Annotated in this window: 14 protein-coding genes and 1 riboswitch; of the genes, 8 read left to right on the plus strand and 6 right to left on the minus strand. The window is 71.4% G+C overall.

Annotated features, from left to right (window positions below; all coding sequences use genetic code 11):
- Positions 1–10: 10 nt before the first annotated feature.
- The gene (locus LPA41_RS35505; RefSeq protein ID WP_229075635.1) at positions 11–841 is read left to right on the plus strand and encodes an SAM-dependent methyltransferase; all 831 of its coding nucleotides are present in this window, start codon (positions 11–13) and stop codon (positions 839–841) included.
- Between the two features lie 42 nt (positions 842–883).
- Positions 884–2,932, plus strand: coding sequence for a putative bifunctional diguanylate cyclase/phosphodiesterase (locus tag LPA41_RS35510; RefSeq protein ID WP_374238249.1), 2,049 nt, complete (start codon positions 884–886; stop codon positions 2,930–2,932).
- On the opposite strand, the gene LPA41_RS35515 is transcribed toward LPA41_RS35510, so the two are convergent.
- Positions 2,894–3,313 carry a MarR family transcriptional regulator gene (locus LPA41_RS35515; RefSeq protein ID WP_229075637.1) on the minus strand — a complete coding sequence of 140 codons (420 nt, stop codon included), beginning with the start codon at positions 3,311–3,313 and terminating at the stop codon, positions 2,894–2,896. The two genes, LPA41_RS35510 and LPA41_RS35515, sit on opposite strands and share 39 nt — an antisense overlap.
- 75 nt (positions 3,314–3,388) lie before the next feature.
- On the opposite strand from LPA41_RS35515, the gene LPA41_RS35520 reads away from it, so the two are divergent.
- Positions 3,389–4,036: a nucleotidyl transferase AbiEii/AbiGii toxin family protein gene (locus tag LPA41_RS35520; protein ID WP_229075638.1), complete on the plus strand. Its 648-nt coding sequence runs from the start codon at positions 3,389–3,391 to the stop codon at positions 4,034–4,036.
- A gap of 272 nt (positions 4,037–4,308) precedes the next feature.
- Here LPA41_RS35520 and LPA41_RS35525 read toward each other — a convergent pair whose 3' ends face one another.
- From LPA41_RS35525 to mgrA, 4 genes are all read right to left on the minus strand, one after another.
- Positions 4,309–4,650: a hypothetical protein gene (locus LPA41_RS35525; RefSeq protein WP_229075639.1), complete on the minus strand. Its 342-nt coding sequence runs from the start codon at positions 4,648–4,650 to the stop codon at positions 4,309–4,311.
- A gap of 972 nt (positions 4,651–5,622) precedes the next feature.
- Positions 5,623–6,375, minus strand: coding sequence for a DNA polymerase beta superfamily protein (locus LPA41_RS35530; RefSeq protein ID WP_229075640.1), 753 nt, complete (start codon positions 6,373–6,375; stop codon positions 5,623–5,625).
- Positions 6,372–7,049 carry a DNA polymerase beta superfamily protein gene (locus tag LPA41_RS35535; protein WP_229075647.1) on the minus strand — a complete coding sequence of 226 codons (678 nt, stop codon included), beginning with the start codon at positions 7,047–7,049 and terminating at the stop codon, positions 6,372–6,374. Before LPA41_RS35535 ends, LPA41_RS35530 begins: the two co-directional genes overlap by 4 nt.
- 16 nt (positions 7,050–7,065) lie before the next feature.
- Entirely contained in the window at positions 7,066–8,061 is a 996-nt protein-coding gene (gene mgrA, locus LPA41_RS35540) for an L-glyceraldehyde 3-phosphate reductase (protein WP_308036660.1), read from the minus strand.
- A gap of 60 nt (positions 8,062–8,121) precedes the next feature.
- A riboswitch (glycine riboswitch) is annotated at positions 8,122–8,217 on the plus strand.
- 77 nt (positions 8,218–8,294) lie between these two features.
- Here mgrA and gcvP point away from each other — a divergent pair.
- Entirely contained in the window at positions 8,295–11,096 is a 2,802-nt protein-coding gene (gene gcvP / locus LPA41_RS35545; RefSeq protein WP_229075641.1) for an aminomethyl-transferring glycine dehydrogenase, read from the plus strand.
- 101 nt (positions 11,097–11,197) lie between these two features.
- Here the strand turns inward: gcvP and LPA41_RS35550 are convergent, their stop codons facing one another.
- Complete coding sequence (locus LPA41_RS35550) at positions 11,198–11,398, minus strand: DUF5999 family protein (protein ID WP_229075649.1); 201 nt, start codon at positions 11,396–11,398, stop codon at positions 11,198–11,200.
- A gap of 122 nt (positions 11,399–11,520) precedes the next feature.
- Here LPA41_RS35550 and LPA41_RS35555 point away from each other — a divergent pair, with 122 nt between their 5' ends.
- From LPA41_RS35555 to LPA41_RS35570, 4 genes are all read left to right on the plus strand, one after another.
- Positions 11,521–12,756 (plus strand): chorismate-binding protein, encoded by a 1,236-nt coding sequence (locus LPA41_RS35555; protein ID WP_229075650.1) that lies wholly within the window; start codon positions 11,521–11,523, stop codon positions 12,754–12,756.
- Positions 12,757–12,921: 165 nt separating this feature from the next.
- Positions 12,922–13,611, plus strand: coding sequence for a sigma-70 family RNA polymerase sigma factor (locus tag LPA41_RS35560; RefSeq protein ID WP_229075642.1), 690 nt, complete (start codon positions 12,922–12,924; stop codon positions 13,609–13,611).
- A gap of 21 nt (positions 13,612–13,632) precedes the next feature.
- Positions 13,633–14,121, plus strand: coding sequence for a peptide deformylase (gene def / locus LPA41_RS35565; protein WP_229075643.1), 489 nt, complete (start codon positions 13,633–13,635; stop codon positions 14,119–14,121).
- Positions 14,122–14,171: 50 nt separating this feature from the next.
- Positions 14,172–14,810 carry a bifunctional 2-polyprenyl-6-hydroxyphenol methylase/3-demethylubiquinol 3-O-methyltransferase UbiG gene (locus LPA41_RS35570; protein WP_229075644.1) on the plus strand — a complete coding sequence of 213 codons (639 nt, stop codon included), beginning with the start codon at positions 14,172–14,174 and terminating at the stop codon, positions 14,808–14,810.
- Positions 14,811–15,060: the final 250 nt, after the last annotated feature.

Genomic DNA, 15,060 nt, shown 5'->3' on the forward strand with positions numbered 1-15,060 from the left:
GAGTTGATCGATGACTGTGGAGGGATCGCTCGTGCCCGAGGGAACCGAGTGGGTGCCTGCCGGCATCGACGTCAACCGGCCCAGCTCCGCCCGCGTCTACGACTACTTCCTCGGCGGGGCGCACAACTTCGCCGTCGACCGGCAGCTCGCCGACCAGATCGCGTCGATGACACCGAACATCGGTGAGACGATGCGCTCCAACCGGGTCTTCCTGCGCCGCGCGGTGCGGTACCTGGCCGGGCAGGGCATCCGGCAGTTCCTCGACATCGGCTCCGGCATCCCGACCGCCGGCAACGTCCACGAGATCGCCCTGGACGCGGCGCCCGGTTCGACGGTCGTCTACGTCGACATCGACCCGGTGGCTGTCGAGCACAGCCGGGCCATCCTGGCCGGCGTCGACGGCGCGGGCGTGATCTGCGCCGACGTGCGTGACGCCGACCGGATCCTCGCGGAGACCGGGAAACTGGGCCTGATCGACTTCGAGCGGCCGGTCGCCGTACTCCTCGCCGGGGTGCTGCACTTCGTGCCCGACGGCGACGGGCCTGGTGCGGCGGTGGCGGCGCTGCGCGCGGCCCTGGCGCCGGGCAGCTACCTGCTCATCTCGCACGCCACCGGTGACGGACAGCCGCCCGAGGTGATCGAGGCGCAGCGGCTGTCGGCACGGACCGGCACCGAGATCGCGCTGCGCACCGCCGCCGAGATCACCGCCTACTTCGACGGCTTCACCCTGGTCGAGCCGGGACTGGTGTTCATACCGCGGTGGCGGCCGGACCCGCAGGACCCGGTCGACGAGCATCCCGAGCGCGTCGGGGCGTACGCCGGTGTGGCTCGCAAGGGTTGACGGGTGTTCGCTCGGCGGTGGCGGCGTGAGCTGACCCGTTCGATGTTCGTCCCCCTCGACTCGGCGGCCCTGGACGCGCTGCTGTCGCGGCTGGCGGCGCTGCTGGGAAAAGACCCTGAGGCGGCCGGCGCGGGGCTGGTGGAGGCGCATCTGACGGATCCGTCGGTGCTCGCGGCCACGATCCGGATCCTGGACGACAAGGAGGTGGCGGCGCGGGTGGCGGCCGGGTACGCCCGGGCCCTGCGCGCCGCCACCCTGGCCGAGCAGGAACGCCTCACCAAAGCCGTGCTCGCCGCGCACGCCGCCGCCGAACGCGCGCTGCGGGCCGGCGAGTCCCGGATGCGGGCGATCTTCCAGAACGCCGCCGTCGGCATCGGCGTGAGCACCATGGACGGCCGGATCGTCCGGGTCAACCAGGCCTTCGCCGACCTGCTCGGCTACACCGTCGACGAGATGTCCCGGCTCCGGGTGCCCGACCTCGCCCACCCCAGCGACCCGCCCGACATGTGGCAGCTCTACGAGGAACTGGTCGCCGGCAAGCGTGATCACGTACGGCTGGAGAAGGCGTATCCCCGGCGCGACGGCGGCGTGGTCTGGACCGACCTGACGTCGTCGCTGATCCGCGACGACGACGGCGCGCCCGAGTTCACCATCGCCATGGTGCAGGACATCACCGACCGGCTGCGCCTGCAGGACCGCCCAGAGCACCAGGCCACCCACGACCCGCTCACCGGCCTGCCCAACCGCGCGATGATCGCCGACCGGCTCGAACGGATCTTCACGGAGGCCGGCGCGGACACCCGGGTCGGTGTCTGCTTCCTCGACCTGGACGGCTTCAAACGGATCAACGACACGCTCGGCCACCAGGTCGGCGACGAACTCCTGGTCGCCGTCGCCGACCGGCTCGCCCGGTGCGCGAGCGGACCAGGCCGGGTTGCCGGGCGGGTCAGCGGCGACGAATTCGTGCTGCTCGTCGAGGACCCGGCCGGCCCGGACGAGATGACCGGCCTGGCCGCCCGGGTGCTGGACGTGCTGTCCCAGCCGGTCCAGCTCGGTCGGCACCGGACCCGTGTCTCGGCGAGCATCGGCGTGGTCGAGGCCGGCGTCCAGGAGACCAGCCCCGCCGAGCTGATGAAAGCCGCCGACCTCACCCTCTACGTCGCCAAGTCGGAGGGCCGCGGCCGGTACGTCACCTACGACGCCGACCGCGACGCCCGCCAGGCCGCCCGCTACGAACTCGCCGCAGCCATCCCCGACGCCCTGGACCGGCAGGAGTTCACCCTGGTCTACCAGCCCCTCGTCGCGCTCGCCGACGGGCGGATGACCGGGGTGGAGGCGCTGGTCCGGTGGCAGCACCCGGACCACGGCGAACTCTCCCCGGACCGGTTCATCCCGCTCGCCGAGGAGACCGGCGTCATCCTGCCGCTCGGCCGCCGCGTCCTGGAGCAGGCCTGCGCGCAGGCCGCCGAGTGGGCGCGGCACTTCCCGGACCGCCCGCTGCCGGTGAGCGTCAACATGACCGTCTCCCAGGTGCACGAGCCGTCGCTGCCGTCCGACGTGGCCCGGATCCTGGCCCGGACCGGCCTCGACCCGGCCCTGCTCGTGCTGGAACTGACCGAGAGCGCCGTGATGGACAACGACTCGGCGCCGCTGCGGGCCCTCGCCGACCGCGGCATCCGGATCGCCATCGACGACTTCGGGACGGGGTACTCCAATCTGGCGTACCTGCGGCGGCTGCCGGTGCACATCCTGAAGCTGGCCGGGCCGTTCGTGGACGGGCTCGCGGCCTCCTCGCCCGCGTCGCCGCCCTCGTCGTCGTCCGCCTCGCCGTCCGTTCCGTCGTCTTTTTTGTCGGCTGCCTCGGTCGTGGACGAGCAGATCGTGGACACGATCGTGCGGCTCGCCCACGCCATCGGCCTGGCCGTCACCGCCGAAGGCGTCGAAACACGCGCGCAGGCCGACCGGCTGCGCGCCCTGGGCTGCGACACCGGGCAGGGCTGGCTGTTCGCCCGGCCGCAGCCCGCGGCCGCGATCACCGAGCTGCTGCGCCGGTCAGGAGACGTTACGGATCATCCGCTGCAGGACCGCTAACGCCGCGACGTACTCCGCGTCGTCGATCCCCTCATGGATTCGCGCCCGGATCCGCGGCGCGTACGCCCGCCACCGCTCGCAGGCCTCCCGCCCGGCCGCCGTCACCCGCAGCCGCCCGAGCCGGTCCACGGCCACGAGCCGGCCGTCCAGGAGCGTCTCCGCCTCCGCCACCAGATCGTCCTCCGGCCGCAGATAGTCCCGCATGGCCTCCCGCAACTCGTCCACGGTCCGGCCGTCACCGCCCTCGATCAGCGCACGCAGCAGCCACAGCTGCGGCTGCGTGAACCCGAGCTCGGCCTGCCGGGCCCGGGTGAAAGCGATCAGCTTCTGGTACGCGACCCCGGTCCAGTAGGCGGCCGGTTCGGCAGGGGAGATGGTCATGCGCCGACCGTAGAACCTGAAGGACGCTTGAGGTCAATGCGTACGCGGCATCCCGGTGCCGCTAGCCTGGGCGGCGTGTCAGGCGTCGACGACTTCTACCGTGACGTGGCCCGCATCGCCCTCGCCGTCGCCACCAAACACGGCTTCGTCCTGGGCGGCGGAGTGGCCTGGCTGGTCAACGGGCTGGTGTCCCGCCCCACCGAGGACATCGACCTGTTCACCGACACCGCCGGCGCGGTGCAGGCGGCCGCCGGCGAGGTCACCGCCGCCCTGCTCACCGCCGGGTACCGCGTCGAACGCGAAGAAGCCGACGAACTCTTCGAAGGCATGAACGCCGACATCGAGGAGTTCCTGGTCGCGAGCACCGACCGCGCCCTGCGCCTGACCCTGTGCCGCCTCGACCGCCACCGCACGCCCGTCGTGATGGACGTGGGCCCGGTGATGCACCTCGACGACCTGGTGGCGACGAAGGTGGCGGCCCTGGTCAACCGGCGCGAGGTCCGCGACTACATCGACGTGGCGGCGGCCCTGGAACGCTACCCGCTGGACCAGATCCTGCGCCTGGCGCACGCGGCCGACCCGGCACTCGATCCGGAGGACATCGCGGACGCCGGCCGCTACCTGGACCGGTTGGATGATGCGCGGTTCGCCCTCTACGGGCTGGACGCCGCAGCGATCAAGCGTCTCCGCGCCCGCCTGGCCGACTGGCCGAGATCTGCCTGAGACGCCCGGTGCGTCGGTGCCGCTGGTCGCTTTGTCCGCCGGCTCCCGCGCAGTGCCTGGCACGCTGCTGGCCCGCCCGCTGGTGTTCCGCCCGCTGCTGGCCCGCCTGCTGGTGTTCCGCTTTCGCCGTTGCTTCGCCTGCTGGTGGTGCGCCTGCGGGTGGTCCGCCTGCTGGTGGTCCGCTTGCGCTGCTGGCCCGCCCGCGCTTTTGATCCGCTCCGGGTCTCAACCCGCTGCGTTTGTGGTCCTTTTTATCGCGCCGGAAATTCCGGTCAGGCCGGGACGCGGGACCGCAGGCGGGGGTGCCGGGCCTCCCAGGCCGCCCGAACGCCGCGCGGCAGATTGAGATCCGCCCAGACCCGGGTCAGGGTGGCGCCGTCGAGGAATGCGCGCAGTTCGTCGACCCGAATCGCCTCGCGGAGCACATTCTCATACATCCACAACAGCATGGTCCGCTGTCCGAGATCGAACGCCCGCTGCGGGTTCCACCAAAGTCGCAACGGCAATTCGACGAACCCGCTCGTGGGCCCGCGCAATTCGCTCAGCGTGCCCGCCACGACGACCGGCCGGTGGGGACGGGCCAGGTGCATGACCGGGGCTGCGCTGACGGACATGGCATCAGCCTAAACCGACACAACCCCCGAAAGGCAACCCCCTAGGTTCCTAGGACGCTTTAGGGGGAGTGCGGCGGCTCCATTCCGATGCGAAACGCTATGCCGGAGAGCCCCGGAGGTTCACCGTCATTGCGAGCGGCCAAGGGGGCGTGGCGACATCTTCACCGGAGTTATCGCCATCGCCCAGTACGGGATGAGAAATGCCCCAGATCTCGCCGATTGCCCCGGCGCCCGGATCCACCTCACGCACAGAAGCCATAGAGACACCCGGGCCGGACAGGCAACCCCCGGGGCAGAACGCCGGCCGAGCCGAATGCCGAACGCCGCCGTGCAGTCGCGCCGGCCACGCCGAACGCCGCCGTGCAGTCGCCGACCGCACCGACCGCGCCGAACGCCGCCGTGTAGTCGCGGGCGCGCCGAACGCCGGCGTGCAGTCGCGCCGACCGCGCCGAACGCCGGGTGCGGCAAGCGCGACCACGCCGAACCGGCTGCAGCGGCCCCGAGAGTGCCGAACGCGTCGTTCACGGCGAGATGTTGATCTGCTAGCGATGCGAAATTGCGGTTTCAGGCCCATGATCACAGCGATTTCGTAGCGCTAGCAGATCAACAACGCCACGCTGACTTCCGTGCGGTGGATCGCGGCTGGAATGCGCCAGAGTTGAGGGCGAAAAGACACCACACCGCCTGCATGTGCCTCGCCCGCAGCGTCGGTGGCAGGCTCGCGGTGCCCGCGCCCGGACGCCGACAGAACCGTCCCGAACCGGCGCCCGAGCCGTCGTGAACCAGCGGGCAGGTGCGAGAGGCGCCAGAAGTGCGGAAGGGACGAAAGCCGCGTGGGTATGGCGGCTAGACGGCAAGGCGGGCAACGACGGCAACGCGGGGAACGACGGCAAGGCGGGCAAGGACGGCAAGGCGGGCAAGGGCGGCAACGCGGGCAAGGTGGGGCAAGGCAGGTAAGGCGCGAAAAGCGACCTATGCCGTGGCGAGGCGGGTGGTGACTATCAGGTCGTTCAGGGCCGCCAGCGCCTCCGGATCGGCCTGGTCCGGCAGGGCGGACGCGTCGCGGGCGGTTTCCAGTTCGGCGCGCAGGCGGGGGATGTCGGCGTCGAGGCGGGCTGTGGCACCGGGTGGGAACGGGCCGTGTTCGGCCAGTCGTTTGGTGGCTATCAGGTCGGCGACGTACGGCATGGTCGCGCCCAGCTTGCCGAGGTCGGTCTCCAAGTGCCCGGTGCGCATCAGGTGGATGCCGGTGAGCAGGACCCGCAGGGTGTAGAGGGCGGGCTTCAGTTCCCCGGTCCGGCGGTAGAGCCGTTCCTGGGTGGTCGCGAACCCCAGGTAGTGGTGGGCGTGATGGCGGGTGATCAGTCCGGGCGCGAGGTCACGCAGGGCGGCGTGCACCGGGCCGGTGACGACGACGAGCGGGGAGAGGAGTTGTTCCAGGACGTAGCCGTTGCGCCCGGTCAGCAGCCGGCCGAATTTGAGCAGGTCGTGGCTGACCACGTCGAGTTCGACGCCGTCGCGCACGCCCATGTGCTGCAGCGTGTCGGGGCCGGTGCGGAGCCCGACGACCTCGGCGGCCGGCAGCAGGTGGGCGGCGCGCAGGTCGAGGTCGGAGTCGACGGAGGCGAAGCCGTACAGGTGGGCGCCGCTGACCGTGGCGAAGATCAGGGGGTAGGGCAGGGCGCGGGCGGCGTCGGCGGCCCACACGGGGACGTCGGTGGTCACGGCGGTGACGGTACGGGGTGCAGGTTGCGTTCCCGGACCCGGTGCAGCAGGTCGTCGACGCGGGACCGGTCCGGGTGCTCGGGCAGGGACGTCGAGGCCGCCGCCCGGTCCAGGTCGGCGAGCAGCCGGTCCGACCAGCCGGTGACGTCGTCCCACGGGACGTCGCCGTGTTTGACCGCGAGCAGGCGGTCGCGCAGCGGGCTCACGTCGACCAGGACCTCACCGGTTCGCAGCAGGTGCGCGCCCGCCACCAGCAGCCGGATCATGTGCATGGCCTGTTTGTGGTTGGTCTCGCCGGTGCGGGCGCGGCGGGCCCGGACCCGGGTGAGCTGGTCGCGCGCGTACGACCCGTACGTCTGCGCCACCCGCCGGGAGAGGAACGCCTGCCGTGCGCCCAGCAGGTCCTCGCCGTCGGGGCCGATGGATTCGACGATCGGGGACCAGAGCACTTCCAGGACTGTCGGGTTGCCCTGGGCGGCGAGCACGCAGAACCGTTCGATCTCCCAGTTGAACTGTTCGTCGCGCGGGCCGTCGAAGTGGGTGGGCGGTTTGTCGAGGCCCCAGAAGGATTTGGTGGGTGCGACGAACACGCCCCGCCGGTCGTGGTCGGAGCCGGGTCCGGCGAGTCCGTAGGCCCGGGACCCGACCACGACCGACAGAGCGAGCGGGAACATCATGCGAGCGGCACCATCAGAGGTCGAGGACCGTGGCGTCGATCTCGTCGAGCTCCGCGGTGGAGAACTCCGGTGTCGCCAGGGCGGCGATGTTGTTCTCCAGCTGCGTGACACTGGACGCCCCGATGATCAGGCTGGTCATCCGGGGGTCGCGCAGCGCCCACGCCAGGGCCATCTGGGCGAGGCTCTGGCCGCGCCGCTTCGCGATGTCGTTGAGCGTGTGCAGCCGGCCCATGGTGCGCTCGTCGAGGGCGCTCTCGTTGAGGAAGACGCTGGTGCGGATCCGGGAGTCGGCGGGGACGCCCTGGAAGTAGCGGTCGGTGAGCAGGCCCTGCTGCAGCGGGCTGAACGCGATGCAGCCGGCACCGGCGTCCTCGAGGGTGTCGAGGAGCCGGTCGTGCTCGATCCAGCGGTTCAGGATCGAGTAGGACGGCTGGTGGATCAGCAGCGGGGTGCCCAGTTCGCCCAGGATCCGGGCCGCCTCGGCCGCCTGCGCGCTCTTGTAGTTCGAGATGCCGACGTAGAGGGCCTTGCCGGAGCGCACGATCGCGTCGAGCGCGCTCATCGTCTCCTCGAGCGGCGTCGCCGGGTCGGGCCGGTGGTGGTAGAAGACGTCGACGTAGTCCAGGCCCATCCGGGTCAGCGACTGGTCGAGCGAGGAGATCAGGTACTTGCGGGAGCCGAAGTCGCCGTACGGGCCGTCCCACATGGTGTAGCCGGCCTTGGTGGAGATGACCAGCTCGTCGCGGTACGGCCGGAGGTCGGAGGCGAGCAGCCGGCCGAAGTTGGACTCGGCGCTGCCGGGCGGGGGACCGTAGTTGTTGGCCAGGTCGAAGTGGGTCACGCCGAGGTCGAAGGCGCGGCGCACGATCTCGCGCTGCCGGTCGAGGGCCCGGGTGTCGCCGAAGTTGTGCCAGAGGCCGAGGGAGATGGCGGGAAGCTTCAGGCCGCTGCGACCGGCACGCCGGTAGGTCATCGAGCCGTAGCGGGTCGCGTCAGGGGTGTACGTCACAACCGACACCCTAGGACTGTGATCCAACGGGGTGTGCGCTGGTAGGTTGGTCGGGCCGGCAATACCCGCACGGGAGAGACCGTCCTCGTCGAAGGACGGCGCCGAAGGGGCAAATCCTCCCCGGAACCTCTCAGGCAAAAGGACCGCGTGGGCAGGCGACTCTGAAATGCCCGGCATGTGGGTATGACAGAGGGGGAGGTTGCACGTCGACCTTCTCACGCCTGGAGTCGCCCATGTCGTCGTCCTTCGTTCCCCGTCACATCGGTCCGGGTTCGGACGAGCAGACCCACATGCTCAAGTCGGTCGGTTACCACTCGCTCGATGCGCTGATGGACGCCGCGGTCCCTGAGTCGATCCGGTTCCACGGTGACCTCGACCTGCCCGCCGGCATCTCCGAGGAGGAGGCGATCGCCGAGCTGCGCGCGATCGCCGCCCGCAACACGGTCGCCACCCCGATGATCGGGCTCGGCTACTACGGCACGCACACCCCCGCCGTGATCAAGCGGAACGTGCTGGAGAACCCGGCGTGGTACACGGCGTACACGCCGTACCAGCCGGAGATCAGCCAGGGCCGGCTCGAGGCGCTGCTCAACTTCCAGACCATGGTCACCGACCTGACCGGCCTGACCACTGCGAACGCGTCGATGCTCGACGAGGCCACGGCGGTGGCGGAGGCGATGACCCTCGCCCGGCGGGCCTCCAAGGTCAAGACGCCGGTGTACGCGGTGGACGCCGACACCCTCCCGCAGACGCTCGCCGTGCTGCGCACCCGGGCCGAACCGCTCGGCATCGAGATCGTCCTGGTCGACGGTGACCTGCCCGAGGAGTTCTTCGGGCTGCACCTGCAGTACCCGGGCGCGTCCGGCGCGGTCCGCGACCACCGGGCGCTGATCGAGGCCGCGCACGCCAAGGGTGCCCTGGTCACGGTCGCCGCCGACCTGCTGGCCCTGACCCTGCTGCGGGCGCCGGGGGAGATCGGTGCGGACATCGCGGCCGGCACCACGCAGCGCTTCGGCGTACCGCTGGGCTTCGGTGGCCCGCACGCCGGTTACCTGGCCGTGCGCGCCGGCCTGGAGCGGTCGCTGCCCGGCCGCCTGGTCGGGGTCTCCAAGGACGCCGACGGCGCGCCCGCCTACCGGCTCGCGCTGCAGACCCGGGAGCAGCACATCCGCCGGGAGAAGGCGACCAGCAACATCTGCACGGCCCAGGTGCTGCTCGCGGTGATGGCGAGCATGTACGCGGTCTACCACGGCCCGGCCGGGCTGCGCGCGATCGCGACCCGTACCCATGAGCAGGCCGCCAAGATCGCCGCCGGTCTCGCCGCCGCGGGGGTGGAGATCGCGCACGCCGCGTTCTTCGACACCGTGACCGCGCGGGTGCCGGGCCGCGCCGCCGAGGTCGTGGCCGCCGCCGCGGCGCAGGGTGTCGACCTGCGCCTGGTGGACGCGGATCTGGTGGCGTTCTCCACCGACGAGACCACGACGGACGCGCACGTGGCGGTGGTGCTCGCCGCGTTCGGCGCGGGCGCGGCCGAGGCGGGCGGCGAGCGGCTGCCCGCGGAGCTGCTGCGGACCACCGAGTTCCTCACCCACCCGGTCTTCAACACCCACCACTCCGAGACGGCGATGCTGCGCTACCTGCGCAAGCTCTCCGACCGGGACTACGCCCTGGACCGGGGCATGATCCCGCTGGGCTCGTGCACGATGAAGCTGAACGCCACCACGGAGATGGAGGCGGTGACCTGGCCGGAGTTCGCGAACATCCACCCGTTCGCGCCGGCGAACCAGACCCAGGGGTACGAGGCGCTCGTCGCGCAGCTCGAGGCGTGGCTGGCCGAGATCACCGGGTACGACGCGGTGAGCGTGCAGCCCAACGCCGGCAGCCAGGGTGAGCTGGCCGGTCTGCTCGCGATCCGCGGCTACCACCGTTCCCGCGGCGAGACCCACCGCGACGTCTGCCTGATCCCGTCGAGCGCGCACGGCACGAACGCGGCGAGCGCGGTGATGGCCGGCATGCGCGTGGTCGTGGTGGCGTGCGACGCCGACGGCAACGTCGACATGACCGACCTGGCCGCCAAGATCGAGAAGCACCGCGACACCCTCGCGGCGATCATGGTGACCTACCCGTCGACGCACGGGGTGTACGAGACCTCGATCGCCGACCTGTGCGCCCAGGTGCACGAGGCCGGTGGTCAGGTCTACGTCGACGGCGCCAACCTCAACGCGCTCGTCGGGTTCGCCAAGCCGGGCAAGTTCGGTGCCGACGTCTCGCACCTCAACCTGCACAAGACGTTCTGCATCCCGCACGGCGGCGGCGGGCCCGGTGTCGGCCCGGTCGCGGTCGGCGCGCACCTGGCCGCGTTCCTGCCCGGCAACCCCCTGGAGCCGGGTGACCACCACGCGGTGTCGGCGGCGGCGCACGGTTCGGCGGGCATCCTGCCGATCTCCTGGGCGTACGTGCGGATGATGGGCCCGGACGGCCTGGCCGCGGCGACCGCGTCGGCGGTGCTGGCCGCGAACTACGTGGCGGTGCGGCTGCGGGAGCACTACCCGGTGCTCTACGCCGGCAGCAACGGCCTGGTCGCGCACGAGTGCATCCTCGACCTGCGGCCGATCACCAAGGCCACCGGCGTCAGCGTCGACGACGTCGCGAAGCGGCTCATCGACTACGGCTTCCACGCGCCGACCATGTCGTTCCCGGTCGCCGGCACCCTGATGGTGGAGCCGACCGAGAGCGAGGACCTCGCCGAGCTGGACCGCTTCATCGACGCGATGATCGCGATCAAGGGTGAGATCGACCAGGTCGCGGCGGGCGTCTGGCCGAAGGACGACAACCCGCTGTCGAACGCGCCGCACACCGCGTCGGCGGTCTCCGCGGACGAGTGGGACCACGCCTACCCGCGGTCGGTCGCCGGCTTCCCGGCGGGCGTGGACCGGACGGCGAAGTACTGGCCGCCGGTGCGCCGGATCGACGGCGCCTACGGCGATCGGAACCTGGTCTGCTCGTGCCCGTCGCCGGAGGCGTTCGAGGACTGAGGCAGTCTTCCTGTCGCATGCGCAGGTCGCGGTCCCCCGGGGGTCGCGGCCTGCGCCGTCTTCATCTGGTTACGCTGAGTTGCTTCTGGGTGCTGCCGTGCTCAGGCCGCGAGGGCGTGCACGGCCGGGCCACGGTGCGGCTCGATCAGCGTGCCGTCCGGCAGGAGTTCGCCGGTGTCCTCGAAAACGATGACGCCGTTGCAGAGCAGGGACCAGCCCTGTTCGCAGAACGTCACGATGATCTTGGCGGCCTCGCGGTCGGTCGCGTCGGCTGGAGGACAGGGGTTCAAGTGCTGGCACATCTTGGTGTTCTCCGTGTTGGGGGCTGTGTGAAGGTTCACAAAGTCGGTGTCGGACGTTACCTCACATCGAACGACGGCGGTTCCACCCGGTGACGCCGTTCGCGCACTGGACCGCGTCTCCGATGCTCCACGCGACGGGACCGGTCGACCACTTGCTGTCCACTCCCTCCGGGGCCCCGCCGGCCGCACCGGCCGCCTGCCAAGCCCGTCACCATGCGTTACGTGCCTTCCGGTGGTATCGGGGTGATCCCGGTGACCCTGCCGAGCTTCTGTCCGGGTTCCTGGCCGACAACGGACTGCCGGTGCGAAACCTTGGCCGAACGGATGACAAAAACAGGACGATCGGCGATAGCACTATTTGCGGAGCAGCACTCTACGTATCCGCCGATGCCGGATCCGTAATGGCTGGTGCGGTGCTCGGAGCACCCTCCCCGGTTCCCGTTGTGCCTGACGTTTATGCCATCGTCTACGAACATTCCTCAAAAAGTCGCCATAAGTCGGACTTTACTCTGTCGTCGTCGGCTGGTACAGCATCCGGCTGGTCGATCGGTGCGTGGCGCGACAGCTGGACCCGTGACGAACACGCCCACGCCGTCGAGCAGGTGCGGGCCGCGATCGGCCGGGGCGACGTCTACCAGGTCAACGTCGTCGGGCACGCCGCGGCCGCGTACCGCGGCGACCCGGCGCCCGCCCTGCGCCGGGTCGCCGCGCTGCCCGGCGCCCGCTACGGCGGCGTGCTGGCCGGCCCCGGCTGGGCGCTGGCGACCGCGTCACCGGAAACCCTCGTCGAGGTCCGGGACGGCCGGGTCGTCACCCGCCCGATCAAAGGCACCCGCCCGGCCACCGAGGCGGGCCTGCGCGAACTGCTCGCCTCGGCGAAGGAACGGGCCGAACATGTGATGATCGTCGACCTGGAGCGCAACGACCTCGCCCGTCTGCCCGGGACGGGGCCGGTGCGGGTGGACGAGCTGTTCGCCGTACGCCGGTGGGTCGGCCTCTGGCAGGCCGAGTCCGTCGTCTCCGCGCCCCTGGACGGCGACGTCGGCCTCGCCGACCTGCTTCGGGCCATCTGTCCCGGCGGCAGCGTGACCGGCGCACCCAAGCTGGCCGCGCTGTCCCGGATCGCCGAACTGGAACCGGTCGGCCGGGGCGTCAGCATGGGCGGGGCCGGCTGGCTCGGCCACGACCACCTCGACCTCGGTCTCACCATCCGCACGGTCGCGGCCGACGGCGCCCGGCTGCACGCCTGGGCCGGCGGCGGCATCACCGCGGACAGCGACCCGATCGCCGAGGTCGACGAGGCCGCCGCCAAGGCCGCCCCGATCCGGGCCGCACTGGCCTCGGTCACGCTCCCATAGGCGGCGCACAGCCTGCTCCGAGCCCTCTCTCCCGGATGCGTGCCACTGTCGGCGTCTGCCCCCACGGCGGGCAGCGAAGCGCGTAGGTTCACCACCGCGCGTCACCGATCAAGGTCACCAGCAGCACGCTGCGTGGCCACCTGGCTCCAGGGGAGGGGCTATCCGATGCTTCAGCTCGACGAACCGGTCACCCGGCGAACCCACCGGTCCGGCATCCGCCTCCGCGTCATCCCGCCGACCGGCCGGCGTCCCCCCGCCCCGCGCCGGCTTCTCCTCGCGCCGCGCCAGCTTCCCCTCGCGCCGCGCCAGCTTCCCCCGCGCCGGCTTTTTCCCGCGCCGCGACAGGGCGTCACCCCGGCCGCCGTCACGCGGCACGAGGAGTTCGCCGGGTTCGTCCGCGAGTTCCTGTCGCGGCTGCAGAGCAGCGCCTTCCAGCTGTGCCGGGACTGGCACCTGGCGCAGGACCTGACCCAGACCACGCTCACCAAGCTGTTCCGCAGCTGGGAGCGAGCGAGCCACAGCGACAACCTGCCCGCGTACGCCCAGAAGATCCTGTTCCGGGTCTACCTGGACCACCGGCGGCGCCGCAGCTCCGCCGAGACCGCCCCCGGCACGCTGCGGGAGCCGGCCTACGAGATCAGCCCGGATCTTCGGCTGGACCTGCTGGGAGCGCTTTCCCGGTTGCCGGACCGTGACCGCACGATAGTGGCGCTGCGTTACCTCGCCGACCACAGCGTCGAACAGGTGGCCGCGGAACTGGGCGTACCGGTCCAGGTGGTGAAGAGCCAGACCCGCCGTTCCCTGATCAAGTTGCGTCACCTGATGGGCGCCGACCGTCCCGCCCTCTTCGCATGACGGCTCACTAGGATTTGCGGCATGACAGTTCGGCCCATCCGCATCTTCGGTGACCCGGTCCTGCGCACCCCCGCCGATCCGGTGACCGATTTCGACGCCCAGATCCGCGCGATCGTCGACGATCTGGAGGACACCGTCCGTGAACCCGGCCGCGCCGGGGTAGCGGGCCCGCAGATCGGTGTCAGCCTGCGGCTGTTCTCCTACAACGTGGGCGGCGAGGTCGGACACATGATCAACCCGGTGCTCAGCGACTTCGAGGGGGAACAGACCGAGGAGGAGGGCTGCCTGTCGCTGCCCGGCCTCGGCTACGACACGACACGCGCGCTGAAAGTGACCGCGACCGGTTTCGACAAACACGGTGAGCCACTGGTCATCCACGGCACCGGCTTCCTGGCGCGCGCCCTGCAACACGAGGTGGACCATCTCGACGGCCGGCTCTACGTCGACACCCTCACCGGTGACGTGCGGCGCCAGGCCCTGCGCGAGCTGCGCCGGGTGGTCCCCCGATGACTGACGCGCCGGGTGGTCGCCCGTTGAGCGAGCCGCCGGGTGATCGCCCGTTGAGTGAGTTGCGGCGCCTCGCCGACGGCCACCTGCGTGCCGGCGACCCGACCGGCTGGTTCGAGCCGCTCTACGCCGCAGCCGGCGACGGCCGCGCCGAGGTCCCCTGGGACGTGCCCACGGCCAGCGCCCACCTGCGCGCCTACCCGCTGCCGCCGGGCGGCGGCCGGCGCGCGCTGGTGGTGGGCTGCGGACCCGGCCGCGACGCCGAGCACGTCGCCGCCGCCGGGTACGCGACAACCGCCTTCGACATCTCACCCACCGCGATCGACCTGGCCCGCAGCCGGCACCCGGACAGCACGGTGACCTACGTCGTCGCCGACCTGCTCGACCCGCCCACGACCTGGGCACGGTCCTTCGACCTGGTCCTGGAGAGCAACAACGTGCAGGCCCTGCCCCGGTCCATCCGGGCCACGGCGATCGCCCGGGTCGGCACCTTCGTCGCCCCCGGCGGAACCCTCCTGGTCCTGGCCGCAGCCGCGATCACCGGCGAGGACGACGGCCCGCCGTGGCCACTCACCCGCGCCGAGATCGACGCCTTCGCCGGCGACGGGCTGCGGCTGGTGTCCGTCGACCGGGTGGACGCACCGGACTCCCGGTTGCACGCCCGCTGGCGGGCCGTCCTCGAGCGGTCCTGACCGCCGCAGCCGGCCCAGCCCGGCGCGACGCCGGCCCAGCCCGGCGCGACGCCGGCCCAGCCCCGCCGAAGCGCGCCCGGCGACGGGCCGGCTGTCGCTGGTGGTTGTTCGAGCGGCTCTCCAGCAGCCGTGGGTGACAGCTGGTTGGGTCGGCTGTCGCTGGTGGTTGTTTGGGTGGCTTGCGGGCAGCCGTGGGTGACAGCTGGTTGGGTCGGCTGTCGCTGGTGGTTGTTTGGGTGGCTTGCGGGCA

The sequence above is a fragment of the Actinoplanes sp. DH11 genome (assembly GCF_020873875.1).
Classification (GTDB): Bacteria; Actinomycetota; Actinomycetes; order Mycobacteriales; family Micromonosporaceae; genus Actinoplanes.

What these genes read in the sequence shown, in the direction of transcription:
- gcvP (WP_229075641.1), top strand. Translation starts at nt 8,295, where the DNA reads ATGTCGTCGTCCTTCGTTCCCCGTCACATCGGTCCGGGTTCGGACGAG.
- LPA41_RS35505 (WP_229075635.1), top strand. Translation starts at nt 11, where the DNA reads ATGACTGTGGAGGGATCGCTCGTGCCCGAGGGAACCGAGTGGGTGCCT.
- LPA41_RS35555 (WP_229075650.1), top strand. Translation starts at nt 11,521, where the DNA reads ATGCTCCACGCGACGGGACCGGTCGACCACTTGCTGTCCACTCCCTCC.
- LPA41_RS35510 (WP_374238249.1), top strand. Translation starts at nt 884, where the DNA reads ATGTTCGTCCCCCTCGACTCGGCGGCCCTGGACGCGCTGCTGTCGCGG.
- LPA41_RS35525 (WP_229075639.1), bottom strand. Translation starts at nt 4,650, where the DNA reads ATGTCCGTCAGCGCAGCCCCGGTCATGCACCTGGCCCGTCCCCACCGG.
- LPA41_RS35535 (WP_229075647.1), bottom strand. Translation starts at nt 7,049, where the DNA reads ATGTTCCCGCTCGCTCTGTCGGTCGTGGTCGGGTCCCGGGCCTACGGA.
- def (WP_229075643.1), top strand. Translation starts at nt 13,633, where the DNA reads ATGACAGTTCGGCCCATCCGCATCTTCGGTGACCCGGTCCTGCGCACC.
- LPA41_RS35560 (WP_229075642.1), top strand. Translation starts at nt 12,922, where the DNA reads ATGCTTCAGCTCGACGAACCGGTCACCCGGCGAACCCACCGGTCCGGC.
- LPA41_RS35515 (WP_229075637.1), bottom strand. Translation starts at nt 3,313, where the DNA reads ATGACCATCTCCCCTGCCGAACCGGCCGCCTACTGGACCGGGGTCGCG.
- LPA41_RS35550 (WP_229075649.1), bottom strand. Translation starts at nt 11,398, where the DNA reads ATGTGCCAGCACTTGAACCCCTGTCCTCCAGCCGACGCGACCGACCGC.